Source organism: Mesorhizobium sp. M7A.F.Ca.MR.245.00.0.0 (genome assembly GCF_003997415.1).
Lineage (GTDB): Bacteria > Pseudomonadota > Alphaproteobacteria > Rhizobiales > Rhizobiaceae > Mesorhizobium.
On record NZ_RZTE01000009.1, the window covers coordinates 17,615 to 40,333 of the forward strand.

The following is a 22,719-nucleotide window of genomic DNA, read 5'->3' on the forward strand; positions in this document are numbered from 1 at the left end:
ACAGAAGGCAACTACCCGAGGGTTTGGCTTGCCAAGGCATAGGTCCTCAGCGAGTTGCCGTCCGGAATGTCGGCGATGCCCTTGCCCAGCGACATGGTCAGCACCGTGTCAAAGACCGGCATTCCAGCGTGCGACAGAAAGGCGGCGAACTCGCCATTGTTCATGTGGGTGTCGATTCGCAGGAAAGACCCCGAGTGGTCGGCGACGTGTGGCCGAACGGTCGCCACGGCGTCGGCGTCGCTGTCCGCCACGACCGGACCCACGACATGGCCCCGCCCGAACGGCCGACAGAGCGCGAACGCGTTCAACGTGTCACCCTTGAAAAGACCATAGCCGGCCGAGTGTGCGAAAAGCTTCTCGATGAGCGCCGCCCGCCTCACGCCAAACCCTGCCGCGTCGAGCGCGATCACGGCGGGAATATCATTTTCGACCAAACTCCGGACTTCGCCGCGGGTATTTTCCTGCCCAACTGTCGTCTGCGCACGGACGATGCCCTGGCATTGATAAACGGTCTTCTCCGGCTGGAAGTCGAGCGAGAGATAGAGCCGCCTTGCCGCGCGCGTTGCGTTGAGGCGCAAGTCGCGGCCGACGACCTTGTCGAAGACCCGCTTCATCAACCATTGCCCCGCCCCCAACGTCTGGAGTCGCGGTGAGGTGATGACCATGCCCACGGTGGCGAAATCGGCACCATGCGTGAACCACATGGCCGAGCCGAGAACCCGGCCAATCTCATCGAGCGCCACCAACCCCTGCCCCGATTCACGCACGAATTGCCAATCCTCGGCGCGATGCGGCCATCCCACGGAGAGCGAGAGCGCGTGCAAACGGTCCAGTTCGACGTCTTCGATGTCGCCAATGCGCATCGAGAAGGTATCGATTTTCAAGCTTCCGGACGGCTTCAATTCCATGCCCCTGCAAGATTTCCTCACCAGAGCGCCACCCACTGATGCCACCCTCTGCCCGCCAACGCTAAACGAGCCGACCGGTACGATTTGCTCGAAAGCCGCGCTGCAACGCAAGATTCAACTGAAACATTTCAGCTTTCGGCACGCAATCGCGAAAGAACGCGCACATCCTCTTTGGAAATTTGGCAGCTTATGGTCGACGGCACCGATTCCGGCGAACCCGAAACGCTTTGAGGGCTGGAATGCACGTCTTCGACATCCTCGACCGTCTCGTCGCCTTTCCATCGGTCGCCGGCAGGCCGAACGGCGATATCGCCGGCTGGATCGAGACCTATCTCGCGGAACACGGAACCCAGGTCACCGTGGTTCCAGGGCCGGAAGGTGATCGTTCCAATCTTTTCGCGACGATCGGCCCCGCCAACGTCCCGGGCTACATACTGTCCGGCCATATGGACGTTGTTCCCGCCAGCGAGCCGCAATGGAGTTCGAATCCTTTCGCGTTACGGAAGGAGGGCGAACGGCTCTACGGACGTGGCACCACAGACATGAAGGGGTTTCTTGCAGCAGTGCTCGCGGCGGTGCCTGCGCTGGCGCGACTGCGCCTTGCCAGGCCAATCCACCTCGCCTTCTCCTATGACGAGGAAGTGGGATGCCGTGGCGTGCCGCATTTGATCGCCCGCCTTCCCGAACTTTGCGCAAAGCCGCTCGGCGTCATCGTTGGTGAGCCGAGCGGGATGCGCGCCGTGCGCGGCCACAAGGGCAAGGCGGCCGCCCGCGTGATCATCAACGGGCGCTCCGGCCATTCCTCCCGGCCCGATCTCGGGCTCAACGCCATCCATGCCATGGCCGCTGCGCTGGGCGCGGCCGTGAACGAGGCCGAACGGCTGACGCACGGTCCGTTCGACCCTGCCTTCGAACCGCCCTACTCCTCGCTGCAAGCGGGTGTGGTGGCGGGTGGACATCAGGTCAACATCATCCCCGACACCTGCACGCTGGACCTAGAGGCGCGCGCCATACTTGGCGTCGACCCGGCCAGCCTGCTGGCGCCGGTCAAGGCGCGGGCCGAGGCCCTTGCAGCCGATGGCTTTCGCATCGAGTGGACACCGATGAGCGCCTATCCGGCGATGTCGCTGCCGCCAGACGCACCGCTAGCGGGACTGCTGCATGCCTTGATCGGCGAGGTGCCGCTTGCCGCCGTCAGCTACGGTACGGAGGCCGGGCTTTACCAGGCCGCCGGGCTCGATGCGATCATCTGCGGCCCCGGCGACATCGACCGCGCCCACAAGCCGGACGAGTACATCCTTGCCAGCGAGCTCACGGCCTGCCAGCGATTGATCGAGGCCTTGGGCGCCCGCTGCGCGGCTTGACGAGGAACCGGAATGACATTTCTGTTCAACTCCGATGCGCGCCGCGGGGCGGTCTTCGCCGATGCCTTCGCGAGAGAGCTGCCGGACGTCCCCTTCACGATGGATGCCGCAAAGGTTGATCCCGACGCCGTGCGTTATCTGATCAGCTGGACCGTGCCGGATAATCTCGGCCGCTACAGGAACCTGGAAATCCTGTTTTCCATCGGCGCCGGCGTCGACCAGTTTCGCCTCGATGCGGTGCCTGCGAACGTGAAGATCGTACGCATGATCGAGGACGGCATCGTGCGCATGATGCAGGAATATGTGACGCTTGCCGTGCTCGCGCTCCACCGCAACCTGCCTGGATATCTGGCGCAGCAGCGCGCCGGCGAATGGACCGATATCGCGCAGCCGCAGGCCGGGTCGCGCCGGGTCGGCGTGCTCGGCCTCGGGCAGCTTGGCCAGGCCGTCCTCGACCGGCTGAAGCCCTTCGGCTTCCCGCTTGCAGGATGGAGCCGCTCGCCGCGGCGGATCGAGGGCGTGACCTGTCATCATAGCGAGCTCGGGCTGAACGAGATGCTCGCGGCCAGCGACATTTTGATCTGCCTGCTGCCGCTGACCGACGAGACGCGCGATTTTCTCGATGCCGAACTGTTTGCGAAACTGCCCAAGGGCGCGGCGCTCGTCCACGCCGGTCGGGGGCCGCAGCTTGACCAGGAAGCCCTTGTCGCCGCGCTCGACAGCGGCCACCTTTCGGCGGCGATGATCGACGTCACCGATCCCGAACCCCTGCCGGCGGGCCATCCGTTCTGGTCGCATCAAAAGGTCATTTTGACCCCGCATGTCGCCAGCGTCACCCAGCCCGCCAGCGCCGCACAGGCCGTTGTCGACAACATCAGGCGATACCGCGCCGGTCTTGACCCCATCGGGCTCGTCGACCGATCGCGCGGCTATTGAAACTCAACATGAAAGGCCATCCCTTGTCCCTGCTCAAGACCGTCGATACCAGTCCTGCCTTCCCACCGCGCGAATCCGGGGCGCTGCCCGAACGGCTGATTTCCGGCAACCCCGCCTTCAAGACCTGGGCGCAGGACGCCGCCAAGGACGACCTCGTCCATACCGGCGTCTGGGAGGCGACGCCTGGCGAAACGCGCTCGATCAAGGGCGAGACGTTCGAGTTCTGCCACATCCTCTCCGGCGTGATCGAAATCACGCCCGACGGCGGCAAACCGGTGACCTATCGCGCCGGCGACAGCTTCGTGATGAAACCTGGCTTCACCGGGATTTGGAAGACCATCGAAACGGTGCGCAAGATCTACGTAACCGTAGGATAACGGGAGCGTTCGAGGCGCCGGCCTCCGCAACAGATTTTGCCGTCTGTCATCGCCGGCACACAACAATCATCCGCGACCGATCGCCGAACGGTGCATGCTGCGCTGCTGCCCGCGTTAGGCTCTTGCGGAATATTCCAGAGTGGGTGCCATGGGCCTGAGCTTCGACCCGGATACCGTCTCCCTCCCCGTCGGCCATTTCATCGGCGGCGAGCTGATCGCGGCCGAGGGTGCGATCGAGATGCACCGACCGTCGGACGGCGAGCCATACGCCGCCTGCCCGGTGGCCGGCGCCGATATGGTCGACCGTGCCGTGGAAAGCGCCAAGGCGGCGCTGAAGTCCAGCAACTGGGGTGGTGTTCGGCCGCGCGAACGAACGAAGGCGCTCCAGGCCTGGGCCGACCTGATCGAGGCGGAGGCCGAAACGCTGGCCAGGATCGAGGCGCTGTGCTCGACCCGGCCCGTCGGCCAGCTCGTTGCCGGCGACATCGCCATCACCGCCGAGCAGATCCGCTTCTTTGCCGAGTTCGCCGACAAGGAAGGCAGCGAGCTCGTGCCGACCGACGACGCCACTCTCGGCATGATCATGAGCGAGCCCTATGGCGTGGTCGGCGCGATCACGCCCTGGAATTTTCCGATCTCGATGGCCGGATGGAAGCTTGGTCCGGCATTGGCCGCGGGCAATGCGGTCGTGCTGAAGCCGTCGGAAATGACGCCCTTCTCGGCAGTCTATATGGCGCAACTCGCCGTCAAGGCGGGCCTGCCGGCAGGGCTCATAAACGTGGTGCTGGGAGACGGTCCGACGACCGGCACGGCGCTGACCGGCCATCTCGAAATCGCCAAGGTCAGCTTCACCGGCTCGACCCGCGCCGGATCCGCGATCATGGAGAACGTCGCCCGCACTGGCGTCAAGCCGATGACGCTGGAACTCGGCGGCAAGAGCCCGCAAATCGTCTTCGCCGATGCCGATCTGGAGAAGGCGGCGACGGCCATCGCCGGCAGCGTCACCTTCAATGCCGGCCAGGCCTGCGTCGCCGGCACGCGCCTGATCGTCGAGCGGAGCGTGGCCGACCGGCTGACGGCCGCGATCCTGGAGAGGATGAAGGCGGTGCTGCCCGGCCCGACCTGGGACGACGCGACACAGTATTCGCCTGTTATCTCGGAGCGGCAGCGGGCGCGTGTCGACAGCATCGTGCGCGCCGCGATCGCGGCCGGCGGCGAATGCCTGACCGGTGGCGGCGTCATGGACAGCCCCGGCTATTTCTACCAGCCGACGCTGATCGCCGATGTCGATCAGGCCAATCCGGCGATCGTCGAGGAAATCTTCGGCCCGGTCCTGACCATCCAGACCTTCGAGACCGAGGAAGAGGCGCTGGCGCTGTCCAGCCATCCAACCTACGGGCTGGCTTCCGGCCTGTTCACCTCCGACCTGTCCCGCACGATCCGCTTCGCGCGCAAGCTTGAAGCAGGCACTGTCTGGGTCAACCGCTACAGCCGCTCACGCGACCATATCCTGCCGACCGGCGGCTACAAGCGCTCCGGCATCGGCAAGGATCTCGGCCGCGAGGCCTATCTCGCCAACCGCAGGACCAAGAGCGTCCTGATCAGCCTATAGAAGAGATGCCGATGAAGTCCTATTCGATCGCCCTGATCCCCGGTGACGGCATCGGAAGCGATGTGACCGCCGCCGCATGGACAGTGCTGGAAACGGCGGCCCGACACTCCGGCTTTGCGCTGACAGGAACCGAGTTTCCCTGGTCCTGCCGCTTCTTTAAAGAGACTGGCCGCATGATGCCTGAGGACGGCATCGAGACCTTGCGCGGCTTTGACGCCATCCTCCTCGGCGCCGTCGGCTGGCCGGCGGAGGTGCCGGATTCCGTTTCGCTGCACGGGCTGCTGCTGCCGATCCGCAAGGCATTCGTGCAGTACGCCAACATCCGGCCGCATCGCTTGCTGCCGGGCGTGACCGGCCCGCTGCGGGCGGAAGGTTTCGACATATTGTGCATCCGTGAGAACACCGAAGGCGAATATTCCGGCGCCGGCGGGCGCGTGCATCAAGGCACGCTGGATGAGGTCGCTGTCGAGACCTCGATCTTCACCCGTGCCGGCGTCGAGCGCATCCTGCGCTTCGGCTTCGAGCAAGCGCGGTCGCGTCGGGGCAAGCTGGCCTCCGTCACCAAGTCCAATGCGCAGAAATATTCGATGGTGTTCTGGGACGAGATCACGCGAAAGCTGGCCGCGGAGTACTCTGACGTCGCCGTGACAAGCTATCATGTCGATGCGCTCGCCGCGCGCATGATCATGGCGCCGGAGAGCCTCGACGTGGTCGTCGCTTCCAACCTGTTCGGCGATATCCTCACCGATATCGGCGCGGCGATCCAGGGCGGGCTCGGCTACGCCGCCTCGGCCAACATCAATCCCGGCCGCTCGGCGCCGTCGATGTTCGAGCCGGTGCACGGCTCGGCGCCCGACATCGCGCATCTGGGCATCGCCAATCCGATCGCCACCATCTGGTCCGGCGCCATGATGCTCGAACATCTCGGCGAAAAGGCTGCGGCCGACCGCGTTATGAAGACGGTCGAAGCCACCACCGCCAGAGGCATAGGCACCATTGCCGGCAAGGACCGGACCGAGGCCATCACCGCCGCTGTCGTCGCGGCACTCACCTGATTGCAAGGTTGTTTTCGATGAAAAACCTGAAAGATAAAAGTCTCCTCCGCCAAGCCGGCCTGATTGGCGGCAAGTGGGTCGCTGCCGGCTCCGGCGGGACGGTCGACGTCATCGATCCGGCAACCCAGGCGGCGATCGGCACAGTCCCCGACATGGCCGGTCCGGACACACGTGCGGCCATAGAGGCCGCGGCGTCCGCTTATCGCGATTGGAGAAAGAAAACCAACGCCGAGCGCGCTGCCCTGCTGGAGGCCTGGCATGGCCTGATGCTTGCTCATCTGGACGATCTCGCGCTGATCCTGACGACCGAACAAGGCAAGCCGCTGGACGAGGCCAAGGGCGAGATCCGCTACGGCGCGTCCTTCGTCAAATGGTTCGCGGAGGAAGCGCGCCGCATCAATGGCCACACCATCCCCTCGCCCACCTCCGACCGCCGCATCATCGTGCTGAAGGAACCGGTCGGCGTGTGCGGCATCATCACGCCGTGGAACTTCCCCAATGCGATGATCACCCGCAAGGTCGCGCCGGCATTGGCTGCCGGTTGCACGGTGGTGATCAAGCCATCCGAGTTCACGCCCTATTCGGCGCTGGCGCTCGGCGTGCTTGCCGAGCGCGCCGGCATCCCCGCCGGCGTCATCAACATCGTCACTGGCATGCCCACGGAGATCGGCAACGAGATCATGGCGAACGAGGCCGTCCGCAAGATCTCCTTCACCGGCTCGACGCGGGTCGGTTCGCTGCTGATGCGCGGGGCGGCCGACAGCGTGAAACGGCTCAGCCTCGAACTCGGCGGCAACGCACCCTTCATCGTCTTCGACGACGCCGATCTCGATCTCGCCATCGAGGGTGCGCTGGTCTCCAAGTTCCGCAATGGCGGCCAGACCTGCGTCTGCGCCAACCGCATCCTCGTCCAGGCCGGAGTCTACGAAAGCTTCGCCGAGAAGCTCAGCGCACGCGTCAACGCCATGACAGTGGGGCCGGGCACGCAGCCGGGCGTCGCCATCGGGCCGATGATCAACATGGCGGCGGTCGAAAAGATCAAGCGTCACGTCGAGGACGCGCTCGCCAAGGGTGCTGCGATCATCACCGAGAAGCCGGCTCTGCCGGACGGTCCTCAATATGTCGCGCCGCTGGTGCTGACCGGCGCCACGAAAGACATGCAGCTCGCCGGCGAGGAAACCTTCGGCCCGGTCGCGCCGCTTTTTCGTTTCGAGACGGAAGAGGAAGCGATCGCGCTGGCCAATGGCACGCCCTATGGGCTTGCGTCCTACTTCTACACCGAGAATTTGAAACGCGCCTGGCGCGTCGGTGAGGCGCTGGAGTTCGGCATGGTGGGCTTGAACACCGGCTCGGTCTCGATCGAGGTCGCCCCCTTCGGCGGCGTCAAGCTGTCCGGCCTCGGGCGAGAGGGCGCGCAGGCCGGCATCGAGGAGTATCTAGAGATGAAGAGCTTCCACATCGGCGGGCTGGGCTGAAGCCCCGATCGGGCCGGATCGGCGATCACTGAATACGGTCGAGCGCCTTGTAGTAGAGGCCGACCATCGGCAGGAACCAGGGTTTGCCGGAGTATCCGGGAATGGACGGCCATTCGAGCCCCTTCATCGGATTGCGATCTTCGCGGCCGAGCATGGCATCGGCGAGGATGATGCCGAGATGGGTGGAGAGCTGCGCGCCGTGGCCGGAATAGCCCATCGCGAACCAGACACCGTCATGGTAACCGGCGCGCGGAAAGCGGTCCTTGGTCATGTCGACCAGCCCGCCCCAGCAATAGTCGATCTCGACCTTGGCGAGTTGCGGGAAGATCGCCGCGAGGCCTGCCCGCAATATCTCTCCGCTCCTGGCATCGGAGCGCTGGTCGGATGTCGCCGAAAAGCGCGCGCGGCCGCCGAAGATCAGCCGCCTGTCCGGCGAAAGCCGGAAGTAATTGCCGATGTTCATCGAGGTCACGCATGTCCGGTTGCCCGGCATGGTGGCAGTGATCTCAGCGTCACTCAACGGCCGCGTGGCGATGATGAAGCTGCCAACAGCGATGATCCTGCGGCGGAAATAGCCGAAATCAGGCGTGGTGTAGGCGCCGGTCGCCACCAGCACATTGTCGGCGCTGATCCGGCCACGCGAGGTGGTCAGCTCATGCCTGCCGCCGGCCTGCGTGTGGTCGGTAACCGCCGCGTTCTCGTGGATCACGGCTCCATAGCGGGCGGCTGAAGTGGCGAGACCCGCCACATAGCGGCCCATATGCATTATGGCGCTCTTCTTCGACAGCATCGCGCCGTGGAATGGCGAGCCGATCTCGGACTTGAGATCCGCCGCAGACAGCAGCGCCGTATCGGGATCCACTTCGGCATGGAGGGCTTCGAAGTTGCGGGCGATCGCATCAAAATGCTGCGGCTTGGAGGCGAGCTTCAGCTTGCCGGCGCGGCGGAAATTGCAGTCGATGCCTTCCTCCGCGACCAGCGCCTCGATGGTGTCGACGGAGTCGTCGAGCGCCCGGTAGAGCGCGATGGCGCGTTCCTTGCCGAGCTCCGCCTTGGCGGAGAGATAGCCGTGGGCGAGGCCATTGTTTAGGTGTCCGCCATTGCGTCCAGATGCGCCCCAACCCACACGTTCCGCCTCCAGCACGGCCACCTTGGCTCCAGCCTTCGCCAATTGGCGCGCGGCGGCGAGACCTGTAAAGCCGCCACCGATGATGGCGGCATCGTAGTGCCCCTCGACCGGGCCTTGCGCCCCGCCGGAAAAGACAGGGGCCGTGTCGTGCCAGTAGGAGACGAACTTCATCGGCAATCCGCCTGTTTCAGAGCCCAACGACGCCTGGAAGACCGGAAATGTCTGATATTTCGACATAGCCGTAGTACGGGTTGGCCGGTTCATGGCCGCGATTGACCCAGACCTTGTTCTTGATGCCGAGATCGTGTGCCGACATCAGGTCGTAGCGGAACGAAGACGAGCAGTGAAGAATATCTTCCGGGCCGCAGCCCAGCCTGTCGAACATGTATTCGAAGGCCTTGAAGCGGGGCTTGTAGGCCTGCGCCTGCTCGGCGGTGTAGACGGCATGAAACGGCGCGCCGAGCTTTTCAACATTGGACATGATCTGCGCGTTCATGGCGTTGGACAGGATGACCAGCGGAATTTCCTTGGCGACCTTCGCCAGGCCGGCCGGAACGTCGGCGTGCGGCCCCCAGGTCGGGACGCGCTCGTAGACCATTCGGGCATCGTTGGCGCTGAAGGCGACGCCGTTACGCTTGCAGGTGCGCTCGAGCGCATTGTGGACGACGTCGGCATAGGGCTTCCAGTCGCCCATGATCTCGTCGAGCCGATACGCCGCGAAGTTCTTGATGAATTCCTGCATGCGCGGCTCGTCGAGCCGGCTGCCATAGAGGTCGCGCGCCGCTTCCGCCATCTGGAAAAAGGTCAACGTGCCGTAGCAGTCGAAGGTGATGTATTTGGGCCTGAAGGAAGCCATGTCCGTCGATCTCCGGTGGAAGCACATCCGCGCTGGGATGTATTTCATCATAGGACGGCAGGTGGCGACCCACCTGACCGAAATCGCCCTCCCGAAAGCAGAAAGTTCCGTATCCGCCATCCGGTTTGGCACGCTGTAGCATCTGGCGTGCCGATCGCGGCGCCGCGATCGGCGTGAAACGCATCCGCCGCGGACGATGCCAGCACAAGATGCGGCGCACCGCTTGCGCTACGGCGAAAGATACCGCCGAAGCCAATGCCTTCAGATGATCTGCGGCGCGCCGATGGCCGAGACTTGGGCACTAGACGGAAGGATGCCTCATGCAGCAGGGCGAGATCGAACTCCAGGCCTTCGGGCCGGACCATATTGAGGGAGCGGTGGTGCTTTCGCGCCAGGAGAATTGGCCGCATCGGCCGCAGGACTGGCAGATGGCGCTGCAGCTCTCGAACGGTGCGGTCGCGCTCGACGATCAGGGCCGTGTCACCGGAACCATCCTGGTGACGCCCTATGGCATGGATTGCGCCATGATCAACATGGTGATCGTCGACAGGAATGTGCGGGGCAAGGGGCTTGGGCGCCGGCTGATGGATCAAGCCTTCGCACTTGCCGGCGACCGTCCGCTGCGGCTCGTCGCGACAGCGGACGGCATGCCGCTCTATGAAAAACTCGGCTTCGTGCCGTCCGGTACGATCCGGCAACATCAGGGCAGCGTTGCCGAGCTTGGTGCGCCCGGCGGCGTGGAAGCGGCGGGCACCGCCGACCTCGCGGAGATCAAGGCGCTGGACCGCGATGCCTACGGCGCCGACCGTGAAGCTCTGATCGATGCGCTGGCGGAGCGCGGCCAATTCGCGGTCATCCGCCGTAACGGCGCCATCGAGGCCTATGCCGCGATCCGCCCGTTCGGACGCGGCGAGGTGATCGGTCCGGTCATCGCGGGAAGCACCGACGAGGCTAAGGCCCTGATCGGCTTCTTCGCCGCGCCGCGTCCCGGCGCCTTCCTGCGCGTCGATACCGGCAGCGGGACCGGCATCGCCGGCTGGCTCGAGGAAATCGGCCTCGCCCATGTCGGCGGCGGCGTGGCCATGGACCGTCCACCCAAGACGAACATGGAACAGGCCAGACCGAAAGTTTACGCCCTCGCCAACCAGGCGCTGGGCTAGTCCGGAGGACAACAATGCTCGCCAATTCCCTGATCGAACTCGATCGCGCCCATCTTATCCACCCGGTCTCTTCATACCGTGGTCATGAGGCGCAAGGCGTGCGCGTCTTGAAATCGGCGAGGGGGGCGACCGTGACCGATGCGTCCGGCCGGCAACTTCTCGACGGCTTCGCGGGGTTGTGGTGCGTCAACGCCGGCTACGGCCATGACAGCATCGTCGAGGCGGCGGCCCGGCAGATGCGCGAGCTTCCCTACGCCACCGCCTATTTCGACCTCGGCTCTGAGCCGGCCATCCGCCTCGCCTCGGAACTGGCTGAGCGCGCGCCAGGTGACCTCAATCACGTCTTTTTCACGCTTGGCGGGTCGGACGCGGTCGACAGCACGATCCGTTTCGTCCGCTATTACTGGAATGCCAGGGGCGAGCCAACGCGCGACCAGTTCATTTCCATCGAGCAGGGTTATCACGGGTCGTCGGTGGTCGGCGCGGGCCTGACCGCACTGCCCGCCTTTCACGCCGGTTTTGGCATTCCCTTCGAATGGCAGCACAAGATCCCCTCCCCCTATCCCTATCGCAACCCGGTGGGCGAGGACGGCAACGCGATCATCGCCGCATCGCTCGCCGCGCTGAAGGCCAAGATCGAGGAGATCGGGGCGGAACGGGTCGCCGCCTTCTATGCCGAGCCGATCCAGGGCTCGGGCGGCGTCATCGTGCCACCGAAAGGCTGGATCAAGGCTATGCGCGAGCTCTGCCGGGAGCACGGCATCCTGTTCATCGCCGACGAGGTCATCACCGGCTTCGGCCGCACGGGACCCTTGTTCGCCTGCGCCGATGAGGACATCGTTCCCGATTTCATGACGACCGCGAAGGGGCTGACCTCGGGCTATGTTCCCATGGGGGCCGTGTTCATGGCCGATCATGTCTACGACGTCATCGCCGATGGCGCAGGCGCCTCGGCCGTCGGCCACGGCTACACCTATTCCGCCCATCCCGTCAGCGCCGCCGTCGCGCTCGAAGTTTTGAAGCTCTACGAAGACGGCCTTCTCGAGAACGGCATCAAGGCCGGCGCCCGGCTGATGGCTGGCCTGGAGGGTCTGAGGAACCATCCGCTGGTCGGCGACGTGCGCGGCCGCGGCATGCTTGCCGCGATCGAACTGGTGGTCGACAAGCAGAAGAAGACACCGCTTCCGGCGTCGGCCATGCCGACGCGGCGCGTCTTCGACAGAGCGTGGGACAATGGCCTGATCATCCGTGCCTTTGCCAACGGGGTGATCGGCTACGCACCGCCGCTCTGCTGCACCGACAGCGACATCGACGCGATCATCGAACGCACGCGCCGGACGCTCGACCAGACGCTGGCCGATCCCGATGTCCGCCAGGCTCTGGCATGATGGGGGCGAAATATGTCGTGTCTCGAAATATCGCCGGGCAGACGATTTCGCAATTTTGTGCCGCCCCCTCACGCCTTTTCGGCGAATCCAGCGCGGGGGAAGTGCCAGACTGTTGATACGACAAGGCCAGAAGCCCGGATATCCGGGCCTTCGAAAAAGGCCTACGCCCCGGACAGCACGGAATTTTGTTCTGTTCAACACATGCAATTCGGCCGCGCGCAGAGGAGACCCAGTCTTGGCCAGGGGCTTTAGCGAATCCAAATACATGACCTTCGATGTCGTCGGCACGCTGATCGACTTCGAAGGCGGCATCACGACTTGCCTGGCCGGGATTGCCGCCGAGGCCGGCGTTTCGCTCAATGGCGAGGAAGCGCTGAGCCTTTACCGGCAGGCCCGCTACATGCCCGATGCAAGCGTGTTTCCCGACGATCTCGTGCGTGTCTACACAGTCATCGCGCCGCGGCTCGGCCTGCCGCCCGAGGAGAGATACGGCGTCCGCCTACGGGATTCCGCCAGCGTCTGGCAAGGCTTCCCCGACAGCGCGGCGGCATTGGCGGACCTTGCGAAGTCGCACAGGCTGATTGCCATGACCAATGCCCGGCGCTGGGCGCTCGATCATTTCGAGAAGCAGCTCGGATCGCCCTTCTTCGCCACCTTCACGGCCGACGATACAGGCACGGAGAAACCGGCCCCGGCCTTCTTCCAGAAGGTCTTCGATTTCGTGGCCTCCCGGGGCGACAGCAAGGACGACATCCTGCACGTCGCGCAAAGCCAGTACCACGACATCGGCATATCCCGGGCGCTTGGCATGACCAATTGCTGGATCGAGCGCCGGCACGCCCAGAAGGGCTATGGCGGCACGATCGAGCCCGAGCGCTTCACCGCGCCGGACTACCACTTCACCTCAATGGCGGCCCTTGCCGCCGCCGTGCGGGAAAGCCTGAAGCAACGAACCTGAGCCCAAGCCCGGAAAGCCGCAGCAAGACGAGCAACCCGGAAAAACAAACGAAAGGGGAATGATATGACCGACAAGATCACGAACTGGACCAGCGCAGACGATGCCATGGTCGAGAATGCCATTCGGCGGGGCGCGAGCCGCCGCGAACTCCTCAAGATGCTGCTGGCCGGCGGCGCCGCGGTTGCCGCGGGCAGCATGGTGCTTGGCCGCGCCACCAATGCCGTCGCTGCCACGCCGGTTTCCGGCGGGAGCTTCAAGGCCGCCGGCTGGTCGTCGTCGACCGCCGACACGCTCGATCCGGCAAAGGCGTCGCTGTCGACCGACTATGTCCGCTGCTGTTCGCTCTACAACCGCCTGACTTTCCTCGACAAGGATGGCGTCACGCAGATGGAGCTGGCCGAAAGCTTCGACAGCAAGGACGCCAAGACCTGGACCGTAAAGCTGCGCAAGGGCGTCACCTTCCACGACGGCAAGGCCCTCACCGCCGACGACGTCGTCTTCTCGATGAAGCGCCATCTCGATCCGGCGGTCGGTTCCAAAGTCGCCAAGATCGCCGCGCAGATGACCGGCTTCAAGGCGGTCGACAAGTCGACCGTGGAAATCACGCTCGCCGATCCGAATGCTGACCTCCCGACCATCCTGGCGCTGCATCACTTCATGATCGTGGCGGACGGCACCACCGATTTCTCCAAGGGCAACGGCACCGGCGCCTTCGTGCTGCAGACGTTCGAACCGGGCGTGCGGTCGGTCGTCACCAAGAACAAGAACTACTGGAAATCAGGCCAGCCCTATCTCGACTCGTTCGAATTCATCGCCATCAGCGACGACAGCGCCCGCGTCAACGCGCTGCTTTCCGGTGACATCAACTTCGCCGCCTCGATCAATCCGCGCGCGATGAAGCTCATTGGCGGCCAGCAGGGCTTCGAATTGTCGAAGACGACCTCGGGCAACTACACGGACCTCAACATCCGGCTCGACATGGATCCGGGCAACAAGGCCGACTTCGTGGCCGGCATGAAATACCTCGTCAACCGCGAGCAGATCGTCAAATCGGCATTGCGCGGCCTTGGCGAAGTCGGCAACGACCAGCCCGTCTCGCCGGCGAACATCTTCCACAATGCCGACCTCAAGCCGAAAGCCTTCGACCCCGACAAGGCCAAGTTCCACTTCCAGAAATCGGGCTTGCTCGGCCAGTCCATCCCGGTGATCGCCTCCGACGCCGCGACCTCGTCGATCGACATGGCGGTGATCATCCAGGCCGCCGGCGCCGACATCGGCATGAAGCTCGACGTCCAGCGCGTCCCGTCCGACGGCTACTGGGACAATTACTGGCTCAAGGCGCCGATCCATTTCGGCAACATCAATCCACGCCCGACGCCGGACATCTTGTTCTCGCTGCTCTACGCCTCCAACGCGCCCTGGAACGAAAGCCAGTACAAGTCGGAGAAGTTCGACAAGCTGATGATCGAGGCGCGCGGCTCGCTCGACCAGGCCAAGCGCAAGGAAATCTATGGCCAGATGCAGACCATGATCTCCGAGGAGGCCGGCACCATCATCCCGGCCTACATTTCCAACGTGGATGCCCTCTCCAGCAAGGCGAAGGGTTTGGAGGCGAACCCGCTCGGTGGCATGATGGGCTACGCAATGGCGGAATATCTCTGGCTCGAAGCCTGAGAGGCGCCTGCCGGGGACCGGACAGCCGGTCCCCGGTACAATTGCGCAACATGGCTTGGCCGAACGCAACCGCAGGAGCGCTTCCATGACGTCTGGGGTTTTAAACCTCGTGTTGAAGCGGCTGGCGATCGCGGTCGTTACACTTCTGATCGTCCTGTTCGCCGTGTTTTTCGCCACCAGCATGCTGCCCGGCGACACCGCGTCGATCCTGCTCGGCCAGGCGGCTACGCCTGAAGCCGTCGCCGGCTTGCGCGAGGCCATGCATCTCAACGATCCGGCAATCCTGCGCTTCCTGCGCTGGCTTCTCGGCCTGCTCCACGGCGATCTCGGCACCTCCTATGCCAATGAGATGCCGGTCGCGGCGCTGATCGGCGGGCGCTTCGTCAACACCATGGAGCTCGCCGGCATCACCACGCTGCTTTCGGTGCCGCTGGCGCTGACGCTGGGCATCACCGCCGCGATGCTGCGCGGCTCCTTCTACGACCGCACCGTCACCATTCTTGCGATCGGCGTCATCTCGGTGCCGGAGTTCATGGTCGCGACGCTGGCGGTCCTGCTTTTCGCTGTTTATCTCAAATGGCTGCCGGCGCTGTCCTCGGTCAATGAGGCACATACGCTGACCGACCTCGTGCGCATCTATGCCATGCCGGTGATCACGCTCACCTTCGTCATCTCCGCCCAGATGATCCGCATGACCCGCGCCGCGGTGATCGAAACGCTCTCCACGCCCTATGTCGAGATGGCGCTTCTCAAAGGCGCCTCACGCGGTCGCATGGTGCTCAAGCACGCACTTCCCAATGCGCTCGGGCCGATCGTCAACGCGGTTGCGCTGTCTTTGTCCTATCTGGTCGGCGGCGTCATCATCGTGGAGACGATCTTCAACTATCCCGGCATCGCCAAGCTGATGGTCGATGCGGTCGCGACCCGCGACCTGCCGCTGATCCAGAGCTGCGCAATGATCTTCTGCCTCGGCTATCTCTTGCTCATCACGATCGCCGACATCATCGCCATCATGTCCAACCCGAGGCTCAGGTGACGATGGCGCGCGTGGCAACTTCCCGACGGTCCTTCCTGGGTCACAGCTACAATCTCGTGGGCGTCGTGGCCGCGCTGGTCATCCTGGCGTGGACGCTGATCGCCATCTTCGCGCCCTATATCATTCCCCATTCGATCGGCGACATCGTCGACGACGATTATTTCGGCCCGATGCGTCAGGGCCTATGGCTCGGCTCGGACTATCTGGGGCGCGACATGCTCTCACGGGTGCTGATGGGCGCGCGCTACACCGTCGGCATATCGCTCGCCGCCGTCGCCATCGCTTGCTTCTCCGGCGTCGTGCTGGGGATGATCGCGGCCGTCACCGGCGGCTGGCTCGACAGCTGCCTCAGCCGTTTCCTCGATGCCATGAACTCGATCCCCAGCAAGCTGTTCGGCCTTGTGGTCGTCGCCGCGGTCGGCTCGTCGATCCCGGCGCTGATCCTGACGCTCGCCGTCATCTATATACCGGGCGCCTACCGTTTCGCGCGGGCGCTCGCCGTCAACATCAACAGCATGGACTTCATGACCGTCGCCCGCGTCCGCGGCGAAAGCACCGCCTATCTCATCGGGTCCGAGATCCTGCCCAACATCATCCGCCCGGTGCTGGCCGACTTCGGCCTGCGTTTCGTCTTCATCGTGCTCTTACTCTCCGGCCTGTCCTTCCTTGGACTCGGCCTGCAACCGCCGCTCGCCGACTGGGGCGCGCTGGTGCGCGAGAACATCGGCGGCCTGCCCTTCGCGGCCCCCGCCGTCATCATTCCCTCGCTGGCGATCGCCAGCCTCACCATCAGCGTCAACCTGCTGATCGACAACCTGCCGCAGAAGATCAGGGACAGGGACTTATGAGCAATCTCGTCGAGCTCAGGAACCTGAAGATCGAGGCGACGACCGACGCCGGACGTGTCGTCGAAATCATCAAGGGCGTCAGCCTCGACATCGCCGATGGCGAGATCGTCGCCCTGATCGGCGAGAGCGGTTCCGGCAAGACGACGATCGCGCTCTCGCTGATGGGCTATGCGCGGCCTGGCTGCCGGATCACCGGCGGCGAGATCAATGTCAACGGCAAGAACATGGCGGCACTTTCCGAAAAGCAACGCGCAAGGTTGCGCGGCACCGACATTGCCTATGTTCCGCAAAGTGCCGCCGCCTCCTTCAACCCTTCGTCCACCATCATGGAACAGGTGATCGAGGTTACACGCATCCACGGCCTGATGCCGCCCGAGCAAGCGCGAAAGCGAGCGGTCGAGCTGTTCCGGGCCTTGTCGCTGCCGGATCCGGAAGGGATCGGCGCGCGTTATCCGCACCAGGTTTCGGGCGGGCAATTGCAGCGGTTGTCGGCGGCCATGGCGCTCATCGGCGATCCCAAGCTGATGATCTTCGACGAGCCGACGACGGCACTCGACGTGACGACGCAGATCGACGTGCTCAAGGCATTCAAGTCGGTCATGCGGGCTGGCGGGATAGCGGGCGTTTACGTTTCCCATGATCTCGCGGTCGTCGCCCAGATCGCCGACCGCATCGTGGTGCTGAAAGGCGGCGAAGTGCAGGAGACCGGCACCACGGCTCAGATACTTTCGGCTGCCCAGCACCCCTATACGCGCGAACTGCTGGCTGCCTTCGAGCCGAACCCGCGGCAAGCACATGCGGACGCGGATGCCGGGACGAAAGAGCTGCTGCGTATCGACAATGTGACTGCCGGCTATGGTGCGGTGCGGGCTGACGGACTACCGCTTGTCCGCGCTGTCAATTCCGTCAGTCTGGTCGTCGAGAAGGGGCGCAATCTCGGCGTCATCGGCGAATCCGGCTGCGGAAAATCGACGCTGGCGCGCGTCATCGCCGGCATCCATCCGGCGGCGGCCGGCGACATCATATTCGACGGCAAGGAATTGCAGCGCGCCGCAGGCAAACGCAGCCAGGACCAGCTGCGCGAGATGCAGATCGTGTTCCAGTATGCCGACACCGCGCTCAATCCGGCGAAGCCCGTGGAGGACATCATTTCCCGGCCGCTGGCCTTCTATCACGGGCTCGACCGGCAGGCGCGCTCGAAGCGCGTCGACGAACTGCTCGACATGGTTCGCCTGCCCAGGACGCTGCGCTACCGTCGCCCGTCGGAGCTTTCTGGCGGGCAGAAGCAGCGCGTGAACTTCGCGCGCGCCCTGGCGGCCGGACCCAAGCTGATCATCTGCGACGAAATCACCTCGGCGCTCGACACGGTGGTGGCGGCCGCCGTAATCGAACTGCTCAAGGAGCTGCAGCGCGAGCTGGGCCTTTCCTACATTTTCATCAGCCACGACCTCTCCGTCGTGGAAGCGATCTGCGACGAGATCATGGTCATGTACAATGGCGAGCGGGTGGAGCAGATCACGCCCGACAGGCTGCAGGCGCCCACCCACCCCTATTCCAAGCTTCTGTTCTCCTCCGTGCCGAAGCTCGATCCGACATGGCTCGATGGCCTCGTCCGCGACCCCGAACTCGTCAGCCAGTTCGGCCAGCGATAGGGCGGTTAGCCGTTTCATGGAAACAGCTAACCGCCTATCTATTTGTTTTTAAAGCAATTCCCTAGGGAAAGCGCTACGCGCTTTTCCCGGGAAATCCGCTTCACACTTTTCCTGGAATTGCTCTGACTACATCGGAAACAGGCTGGGCAGCGGCATGTGCGCCTTGACGATGGGAGACTTCAGCACCACGAAGCTGAAATACTTGTCGATGCCGATATCCATGTCGCTCAGCCGCTCCATGATCTCCTGGTACTCGCCGATGCCGGCGGCCACGAATTTCATCAAATAGTCGTAGCGGGCGGAAACACGGTGGCATTCGACGGCCGCATCAACCTTGTCGACGGCGGCAAGGAAACGCGCGAAGTCGATCTGGCGATGGTTCTTGAGCGTGATTTCGGTGAAGACGGTGAGCGTCCGCCCCAGCTTCGCGATGTCGATCTGCGCCGAATAACGCACGATATAGCCTTCGGCATGCAGCTTCTTTACCCGCATCAGACAGGGGCTGGGGGAGAGATTGACCCGTTCCGCCAGCTCCACATTTGTGATGCGGCCGTTCTTCTGCGCTCGTACAGAATCTTGATGTCGATCCGATCGAGTTTCATGGGCTAGGATGCTTCCTGTCAGGGCAAATCAGCCTGCCGCAGCCGGCTTTCACCCTGTTACAATTGCGAGCAGAGCCGGTAGGCCTCATAGATCGATGAGTAGATGTCCCGGCTGGCAACTGCGTCTCCAATGCGGTGCAAGACGAACGATCCGGCAGCTTGGGGACCATTGTCCCGCTTCGTTTCCGTTCCCGTCATCAGTGCTATGTCGGTGACGCCGTTGTTGGCTGAGCGCGCCGCAATTCCTGGTAGGTATCCTCCATCGGGACCGTGCCGCGCTCGACAATGAGTTGGGCCGCCATCATTTCCGTTTCCGCACCGGTGAGTTCATGCCGGAACGTGGCGGCGATGCCGTTGCCCTGGCGCACTGCCTTGACCAGGCGTACATCGCCGACGACGCGGATGCCGCGTTCCGAGGCGCGTTTGCGGAAACTTACCCTGTCCGGATAGGGCGTCTCGATCGCCAGCGTGTCGTCCGCTATCGCCAAGCTGACCACGCGCCCGTCGCGGGCAAGATGCAGGGCGCAGGAAATTGCGGCCTGGCGTCCGGTCTCGTCGTAGATCAGCACGTCGTCCTTCGCCGGCACGACCCCGGTCAGGACGTCCCAGACGCTGTCGCAATGTTCAGCGCCCTCCAGCCGTTCCATATCCGGAATGCCGCCGGTGGCGACGATGACAGTGTCCGGTCTTGCGGCAAGGACGATTTCCGCGTCCGCATAGGTGTTGAGACGGACTTCCACGCCAAGCCGCACGAGTTCGTCGGTACGCCAGTCGACTATGCCGATGAGATCCTTGCGGTCGGACGCCGAGGCCGCGACGAGCACCTGCCCACCAAGTCGCGCTCCGGCTTCAAACAGGCTCACCCGGTGGCCGCGCTCGGCGGCGACCCTTGCCGCTTCCATACCGCCCGGACCTCCGCCGACCACGACCACCCGTTTCGGCGTCTCGGCCCGCATGATGGTATGGCTGATGATCGTTTCATGGCCGCTGGCCGGGTTGTGAATGCACTGCACCTTCTTGTACAGGCAGTAGGACGCGCCGACACACGGGCGAATGCGTTCTTCTTCGCCGCGCATCACCTTGTTGACGATATGGGGGTCGGCAATATGCGCGCGGGTCATGCCGACCAGGTCGACGAGGTTCTCGCGGATGGCATGCCGCGCCGTCGCTATGTCCCGAATGCCTGCGGCGTGGATCACGGGCAGCCTGGTTTCCCGTTTGAACTGTCCGACCAGCGGCAGAAACGGCGCGCTCTGGCTGAACATGCCGGGCATGTTCTGCTCAGCCAGCGACAGGTCGGTGTCCATGCGGCCAAAGATGCAGTTGAAGAAGTCGACATGGCCTTCCCGCTCGAACAGCCTGGCGAAGGCAAGGCATTCCTCGAAATCCGACCCGTCCTCGACCGCCTCGTCGATCACGAACCGCATGCCGACGGCGAAGTCGTCGCCCACCGCGCGGCGGATTGCCTCGTGAACCATCAGGCCGAAGCGCGCGCGGTTTTCCAGCGAGCCGCCGAAGCCATCCGTGCGCCTGTTGGTTCTGGGCGAGAGGAATTGACCGATCAGATGCCCGCCGGTGACGGTTTCGACGCCATCCAGACCGCCGTCCAGGCAGCGCCTGGCGGCACTGGCGTAATCCTTGATGATCCTGTCGATGTCCGCGGCGTCCATCTCCTTGGGAAAATTCCGGTTCCGCGTCTCGCGAACGCGTGACGGCGCCACCGGCGGCAGCCAGTTCCCGGCATAGGCGGTGGCGCGCCGGCCAAGGTGCGAAACCTGGCACATGACGGCAGCGCCGTGGCGATGCACCCGCTGCGACAGCGACTGGAGATGAGGCACTATGCGATCGGTCGAAAGGTCCAGCTGACCGCCGCCCCAACTCGAGTCGGGCGACGTCATCGCCGAGCCGCCCACCATGGTCATCGCCAGGCCGCCGCGCGCTTTCTCCTCGTGGTAGCGCTGGTAGCGCTCGAGCGGCAGGCCGCCATCGTCCAGCATCGAAGCATGACTGGTGCTGACGACACGGTTGCGCAGCGTCAGACCCTTGAGCCGAAACGGCTGAAGCAGAGGATCGCTGGATGGGCTGCCTGCTTGAGATCCCGCTGCCTTCACGTCCTGCTCCGCCCCATTCATCAGGGTTATAGTTCTCCATTTCCGGGGTCGTAGAAAGTTTGTAAATTATTGGGGTGCCTGTACGCTGGGCGTATGGCTGGTTTTGCTAAACTCGTTCCCTCCGCGCGCGGACTGCTTGTCTTCGAAGCGGCTGTCCGGTCGGGTAGCTTCACGGCAGCGGCGCGCGAGTTCAACGTCACCCAACCATCGATCAGCCGCAGCATTGCCCAGCTCGAGGCCGATTTTGGTGTTCCCCTTTTCACACGAGGCCCAACGGGGTTGACCCCGACCCCGGACGGACGCGCCCTCTATTCGGCGGTGCGGGAGGGATTTGACGGCATCGCGGAGGCGATCCGGAGAATCAAGCAGAACAGCGCTGCAAAGCCGGTGGTGACCCTTTCCCTTTCGAGTTCTCTGGCAACCTATTGGTTCGTTCCTAGGTTAGGGGCATTCAACACCAGGTTTCCCAACGTCGACCTGAGATTCGAACTGATCGCGGGCGTCCTGCGAGGACCCGCCGAGACTGTCGACCTCGCCACGAGAATCCTGGCCGATGACGATACCCACTATCACCACTGGGCATTCTCGCCTGAGATCATCGTTCCGGTGTGCAGCCCATCCTATTTGTCGACCCACGGCCGGTTGATCCATGCCGGAACCGGGGAAGGTCATGCCCTGCTTCACCTGACCGACGCCAAGGAGCAGTGGCTGGACGCCTGGGGCAGTGTGGCGGACCGTAAGACCAGCCGGGCAAAGTGGCTCGAATTCTCGGACTACGCGGTCGTGCTTCAAGCCGCGATGAACGGGGAAGGCGTGGCGCTCGGCTGGCTCAGCAACGTTTCAAGGGCATTGCTTCAGGGAACCCTTGTTCCGGCCTCGGACAGGCAAATCAAGACGGGCCGGATCCATCAGCTGATTGCACCGCGCTCAAGGCCGGTACGACCTGTCGTCTCCGACATCTGCGCCTGGATGATCGCCGAGATGCAAGCCGAATTGAAAGCACTGCACCCGATCTTGCGGCCGGACACCTTGTAGCGGGCTGCAGGCGACAAGCACGGCGCGGTCGCCGCGGACTACCTCGGAAACAGGCTGGGCAGCGGCATGTGCGCTTTAACGATGGGGGACTTCAGCACGACGAAGCTGAAATACTTGTCGATGCCGATATCCATGTCGGTCAGCCGTTCCATGATCGTCTGGTACTCGGCGATGCCGGCGGTCACGAACTTCATCAGATAGTCGTAGCCACCCGACACGAGGTGGCATTCGATGACCTGGTCGATCTTCTCAACCACGGCGAGAAAGCGGGCGAAGTCCACCTGGCGATGGTTCTTCAAGGTGATTTCGGTGAACACGGTCAGCGTCTGGCCGAGCTTGCCGATATTGATCTGCGCGGAATAGCCCTCGATGTAGCCCTCCGATTGCAGTCTCTTGACCCGCATCAGGCACGGGCTTGGCGACAGGTGCACCAGATCAGCCAGTTCCACGTTGGTGATGCGGCCGTTCTTCTGCAACTCGTACAGAATCTTGATATCGATCCGATCCAGTTTCACGGTCGTCTCCGCAGAACACGCCGCAGCA

At 63.8% G+C, this 22,719-nt stretch carries 19 protein-coding genes and 2 pseudogenes; 15 read left to right on the top strand and 6 right to left on the bottom strand.

Annotated features, from left to right (window positions below):
• Nucleotides 1–11: 11 nt before the first annotated feature.
• Complete coding sequence (locus EOB80_RS12315) at nt 12–908, bottom strand: GNAT family N-acetyltransferase (RefSeq protein WP_127327804.1); 897 nt, start codon at nt 906–908, stop codon at nt 12–14.
• Between the two features lie 239 nt (nt 909–1,147).
• Between EOB80_RS12315 and argE the strand changes: the two genes are divergently transcribed.
• From argE to EOB80_RS12345, 6 genes are all read left to right on the top strand, one after another.
• Nucleotides 1,148–2,272 (top strand): acetylornithine deacetylase, encoded by a 1,125-nt coding sequence (gene argE / locus EOB80_RS12320; protein ID WP_127327805.1) that lies wholly within the window; start codon nt 1,148–1,150, stop codon nt 2,270–2,272.
• 12 nt (nt 2,273–2,284) lie between these two features.
• The gene (locus tag EOB80_RS12325) at nt 2,285–3,208 is read left to right on the top strand and encodes a glyoxylate/hydroxypyruvate reductase A (protein ID WP_127327806.1); all 924 of its coding nucleotides are present in this window, start codon (nt 2,285–2,287) and stop codon (nt 3,206–3,208) included.
• A gap of 23 nt (nt 3,209–3,231) precedes the next feature.
• Complete coding sequence (locus tag EOB80_RS12330) at nt 3,232–3,585, top strand: cupin domain-containing protein (protein ID WP_127327965.1); 354 nt, start codon at nt 3,232–3,234, stop codon at nt 3,583–3,585.
• 148 nt (nt 3,586–3,733) lie between these two features.
• Nucleotides 3,734–5,197 carry an aldehyde dehydrogenase family protein gene (locus EOB80_RS12335; RefSeq protein WP_127327807.1) on the top strand — a complete coding sequence of 488 codons (1,464 nt, stop codon included), beginning with the start codon at nt 3,734–3,736 and terminating at the stop codon, nt 5,195–5,197.
• 11 nt (nt 5,198–5,208) lie between these two features.
• Nucleotides 5,209–6,252, top strand: a complete 1,044-nt coding sequence (locus tag EOB80_RS12340) for a tartrate dehydrogenase (RefSeq protein WP_127327808.1) — start codon at nt 5,209–5,211, stop codon at nt 6,250–6,252.
• A 17-nt stretch (nt 6,253–6,269) separates the two neighbouring features.
• Nucleotides 6,270–7,727 carry an NAD-dependent succinate-semialdehyde dehydrogenase gene (locus tag EOB80_RS12345; RefSeq protein ID WP_127327809.1) on the top strand — a complete coding sequence of 486 codons (1,458 nt, stop codon included), beginning with the start codon at nt 6,270–6,272 and terminating at the stop codon, nt 7,725–7,727.
• Nucleotides 7,728–7,752: 25 nt separating this feature from the next.
• On the opposite strand, the gene EOB80_RS12350 is transcribed toward EOB80_RS12345, so the two are convergent.
• Nucleotides 7,753–9,027 (bottom strand): FAD-binding oxidoreductase, encoded by a 1,275-nt coding sequence (locus EOB80_RS12350; RefSeq protein WP_127327810.1) that lies wholly within the window; start codon nt 9,025–9,027, stop codon nt 7,753–7,755.
• Nucleotides 9,028–9,043: 16 nt separating this feature from the next.
• A complete protein-coding gene (locus tag EOB80_RS12355) occupies nt 9,044–9,712 on the bottom strand; it encodes a haloacid dehalogenase type II (protein WP_127327811.1) in 669 nt (222 codons plus the stop codon).
• Here EOB80_RS12355 and EOB80_RS34500 point away from each other — a divergent pair.
• The 8 genes from EOB80_RS34500 to EOB80_RS12390 all read left to right on the top strand — a co-directional run bounded on the left by EOB80_RS34500 (nt 9,711) and on the right by EOB80_RS12390 (nt 18,428).
• The gene (locus tag EOB80_RS34500) at nt 9,711–9,851 is read left to right on the top strand and encodes a hypothetical protein (RefSeq protein WP_164762593.1); all 141 of its coding nucleotides are present in this window, start codon (nt 9,711–9,713) and stop codon (nt 9,849–9,851) included. The genes EOB80_RS12355 and EOB80_RS34500 overlap by 2 nt on opposite strands.
• Nucleotides 9,852–10,032: 181 nt before the next feature.
• A complete protein-coding gene (locus EOB80_RS12360; protein WP_127327812.1) occupies nt 10,033–10,872 on the top strand; it encodes a GNAT family N-acetyltransferase in 840 nt (279 codons plus the stop codon).
• A gap of 14 nt (nt 10,873–10,886) precedes the next feature.
• Nucleotides 10,887–12,260 carry an aspartate aminotransferase family protein gene (locus EOB80_RS12365; RefSeq protein WP_127327813.1) on the top strand — a complete coding sequence of 458 codons (1,374 nt, stop codon included), beginning with the start codon at nt 10,887–10,889 and terminating at the stop codon, nt 12,258–12,260.
• A gap of 235 nt (nt 12,261–12,495) precedes the next feature.
• A complete protein-coding gene (locus EOB80_RS12370) occupies nt 12,496–13,218 on the top strand; it encodes an HAD-IA family hydrolase (RefSeq protein ID WP_127327814.1) in 723 nt (240 codons plus the stop codon).
• A gap of 63 nt (nt 13,219–13,281) precedes the next feature.
• Nucleotides 13,282–14,892 carry an ABC transporter substrate-binding protein gene (locus EOB80_RS12375; RefSeq protein WP_127327815.1) on the top strand — a complete coding sequence of 537 codons (1,611 nt, stop codon included), beginning with the start codon at nt 13,282–13,284 and terminating at the stop codon, nt 14,890–14,892.
• 85 nt (nt 14,893–14,977) lie between these two features.
• Nucleotides 14,978–15,928, top strand: coding sequence for an ABC transporter permease (locus EOB80_RS12380; protein ID WP_127327816.1), 951 nt, complete (start codon nt 14,978–14,980; stop codon nt 15,926–15,928).
• Between the two features lie 2 nt (nt 15,929–15,930).
• Nucleotides 15,931–16,776: an ABC transporter permease gene (locus EOB80_RS12385; RefSeq protein ID WP_127327817.1), complete on the top strand. Its 846-nt coding sequence runs from the start codon at nt 15,931–15,933 to the stop codon at nt 16,774–16,776.
• Nucleotides 16,773–18,428: an ABC transporter ATP-binding protein gene (locus tag EOB80_RS12390; protein ID WP_127327818.1), complete on the top strand. Its 1,656-nt coding sequence runs from the start codon at nt 16,773–16,775 to the stop codon at nt 18,426–18,428. The genes EOB80_RS12385 and EOB80_RS12390 overlap by 4 nt, the downstream gene beginning before the upstream one ends.
• A 126-nt stretch (nt 18,429–18,554) precedes the next feature.
• On the opposite strand, the pseudogene EOB80_RS12395 reads toward EOB80_RS12390, so the two are convergent.
• Nucleotides 18,555–19,030, bottom strand: a pseudogene (locus EOB80_RS12395) (Lrp/AsnC family transcriptional regulator).
• A gap of 57 nt (nt 19,031–19,087) precedes the next feature.
• Nucleotides 19,088–21,162: pseudogene (locus EOB80_RS12400) on the bottom strand (NADH:flavin oxidoreductase).
• Between the two features lie 72 nt (nt 21,163–21,234).
• On the opposite strand from EOB80_RS12400, the gene EOB80_RS12405 reads away from it, so the two are divergent.
• A complete protein-coding gene (locus tag EOB80_RS12405; RefSeq protein ID WP_127327819.1) occupies nt 21,235–22,176 on the top strand; it encodes a LysR family transcriptional regulator in 942 nt (313 codons plus the stop codon).
• Nucleotides 22,177–22,214: 38 nt separating this feature from the next.
• Here the strand turns inward: EOB80_RS12405 and EOB80_RS12410 are convergent, their stop codons facing one another.
• On the bottom strand, nt 22,215–22,691 hold the full coding sequence (locus EOB80_RS12410; RefSeq protein ID WP_127327820.1) for an Lrp/AsnC family transcriptional regulator: 477 nt from the start codon (nt 22,689–22,691) through the stop codon (nt 22,215–22,217).
• Between the last annotated feature and the right edge of the window lie 28 nt (nt 22,692–22,719).

Coding starts and splice junctions, on each gene's coding strand:
- EOB80_RS12405 (WP_127327819.1), top strand. CDS start 21,235: ATGGCTGGTTTTGCTAAACTCGTTCCCTCCGCGCGCGGACTGCTTGTC.
- EOB80_RS12390 (WP_127327818.1), top strand. CDS start 16,773: ATGAGCAATCTCGTCGAGCTCAGGAACCTGAAGATCGAGGCGACGACC.
- EOB80_RS12375 (WP_127327815.1), top strand. CDS start 13,282: ATGACCGACAAGATCACGAACTGGACCAGCGCAGACGATGCCATGGTC.
- EOB80_RS12335 (WP_127327807.1), top strand. CDS start 3,734: ATGGGCCTGAGCTTCGACCCGGATACCGTCTCCCTCCCCGTCGGCCAT.
- EOB80_RS34500 (WP_164762593.1), top strand. CDS start 9,711: ATGTCCGTCGATCTCCGGTGGAAGCACATCCGCGCTGGGATGTATTTC.
- EOB80_RS12350 (WP_127327810.1), bottom strand. CDS start 9,027: ATGAAGTTCGTCTCCTACTGGCACGACACGGCCCCTGTCTTTTCCGGC.
- EOB80_RS12315 (WP_127327804.1), bottom strand. CDS start 908: ATGGAATTGAAGCCGTCCGGAAGCTTGAAAATCGATACCTTCTCGATG.
- EOB80_RS12340 (WP_127327808.1), top strand. CDS start 5,209: ATGAAGTCCTATTCGATCGCCCTGATCCCCGGTGACGGCATCGGAAGC.
- argE (WP_127327805.1), top strand. CDS start 1,148: ATGCACGTCTTCGACATCCTCGACCGTCTCGTCGCCTTTCCATCGGTC.
- EOB80_RS12345 (WP_127327809.1), top strand. CDS start 6,270: ATGAAAAACCTGAAAGATAAAAGTCTCCTCCGCCAAGCCGGCCTGATT.
- EOB80_RS12385 (WP_127327817.1), top strand. CDS start 15,931: ATGGCGCGCGTGGCAACTTCCCGACGGTCCTTCCTGGGTCACAGCTAC.
- EOB80_RS12380 (WP_127327816.1), top strand. CDS start 14,978: ATGACGTCTGGGGTTTTAAACCTCGTGTTGAAGCGGCTGGCGATCGCG.
- EOB80_RS12365 (WP_127327813.1), top strand. CDS start 10,887: ATGCTCGCCAATTCCCTGATCGAACTCGATCGCGCCCATCTTATCCAC.
- EOB80_RS12360 (WP_127327812.1), top strand. CDS start 10,033: ATGCAGCAGGGCGAGATCGAACTCCAGGCCTTCGGGCCGGACCATATT.
- EOB80_RS12325 (WP_127327806.1), top strand. CDS start 2,285: ATGACATTTCTGTTCAACTCCGATGCGCGCCGCGGGGCGGTCTTCGCC.
- EOB80_RS12355 (WP_127327811.1), bottom strand. CDS start 9,712: ATGGCTTCCTTCAGGCCCAAATACATCACCTTCGACTGCTACGGCACG.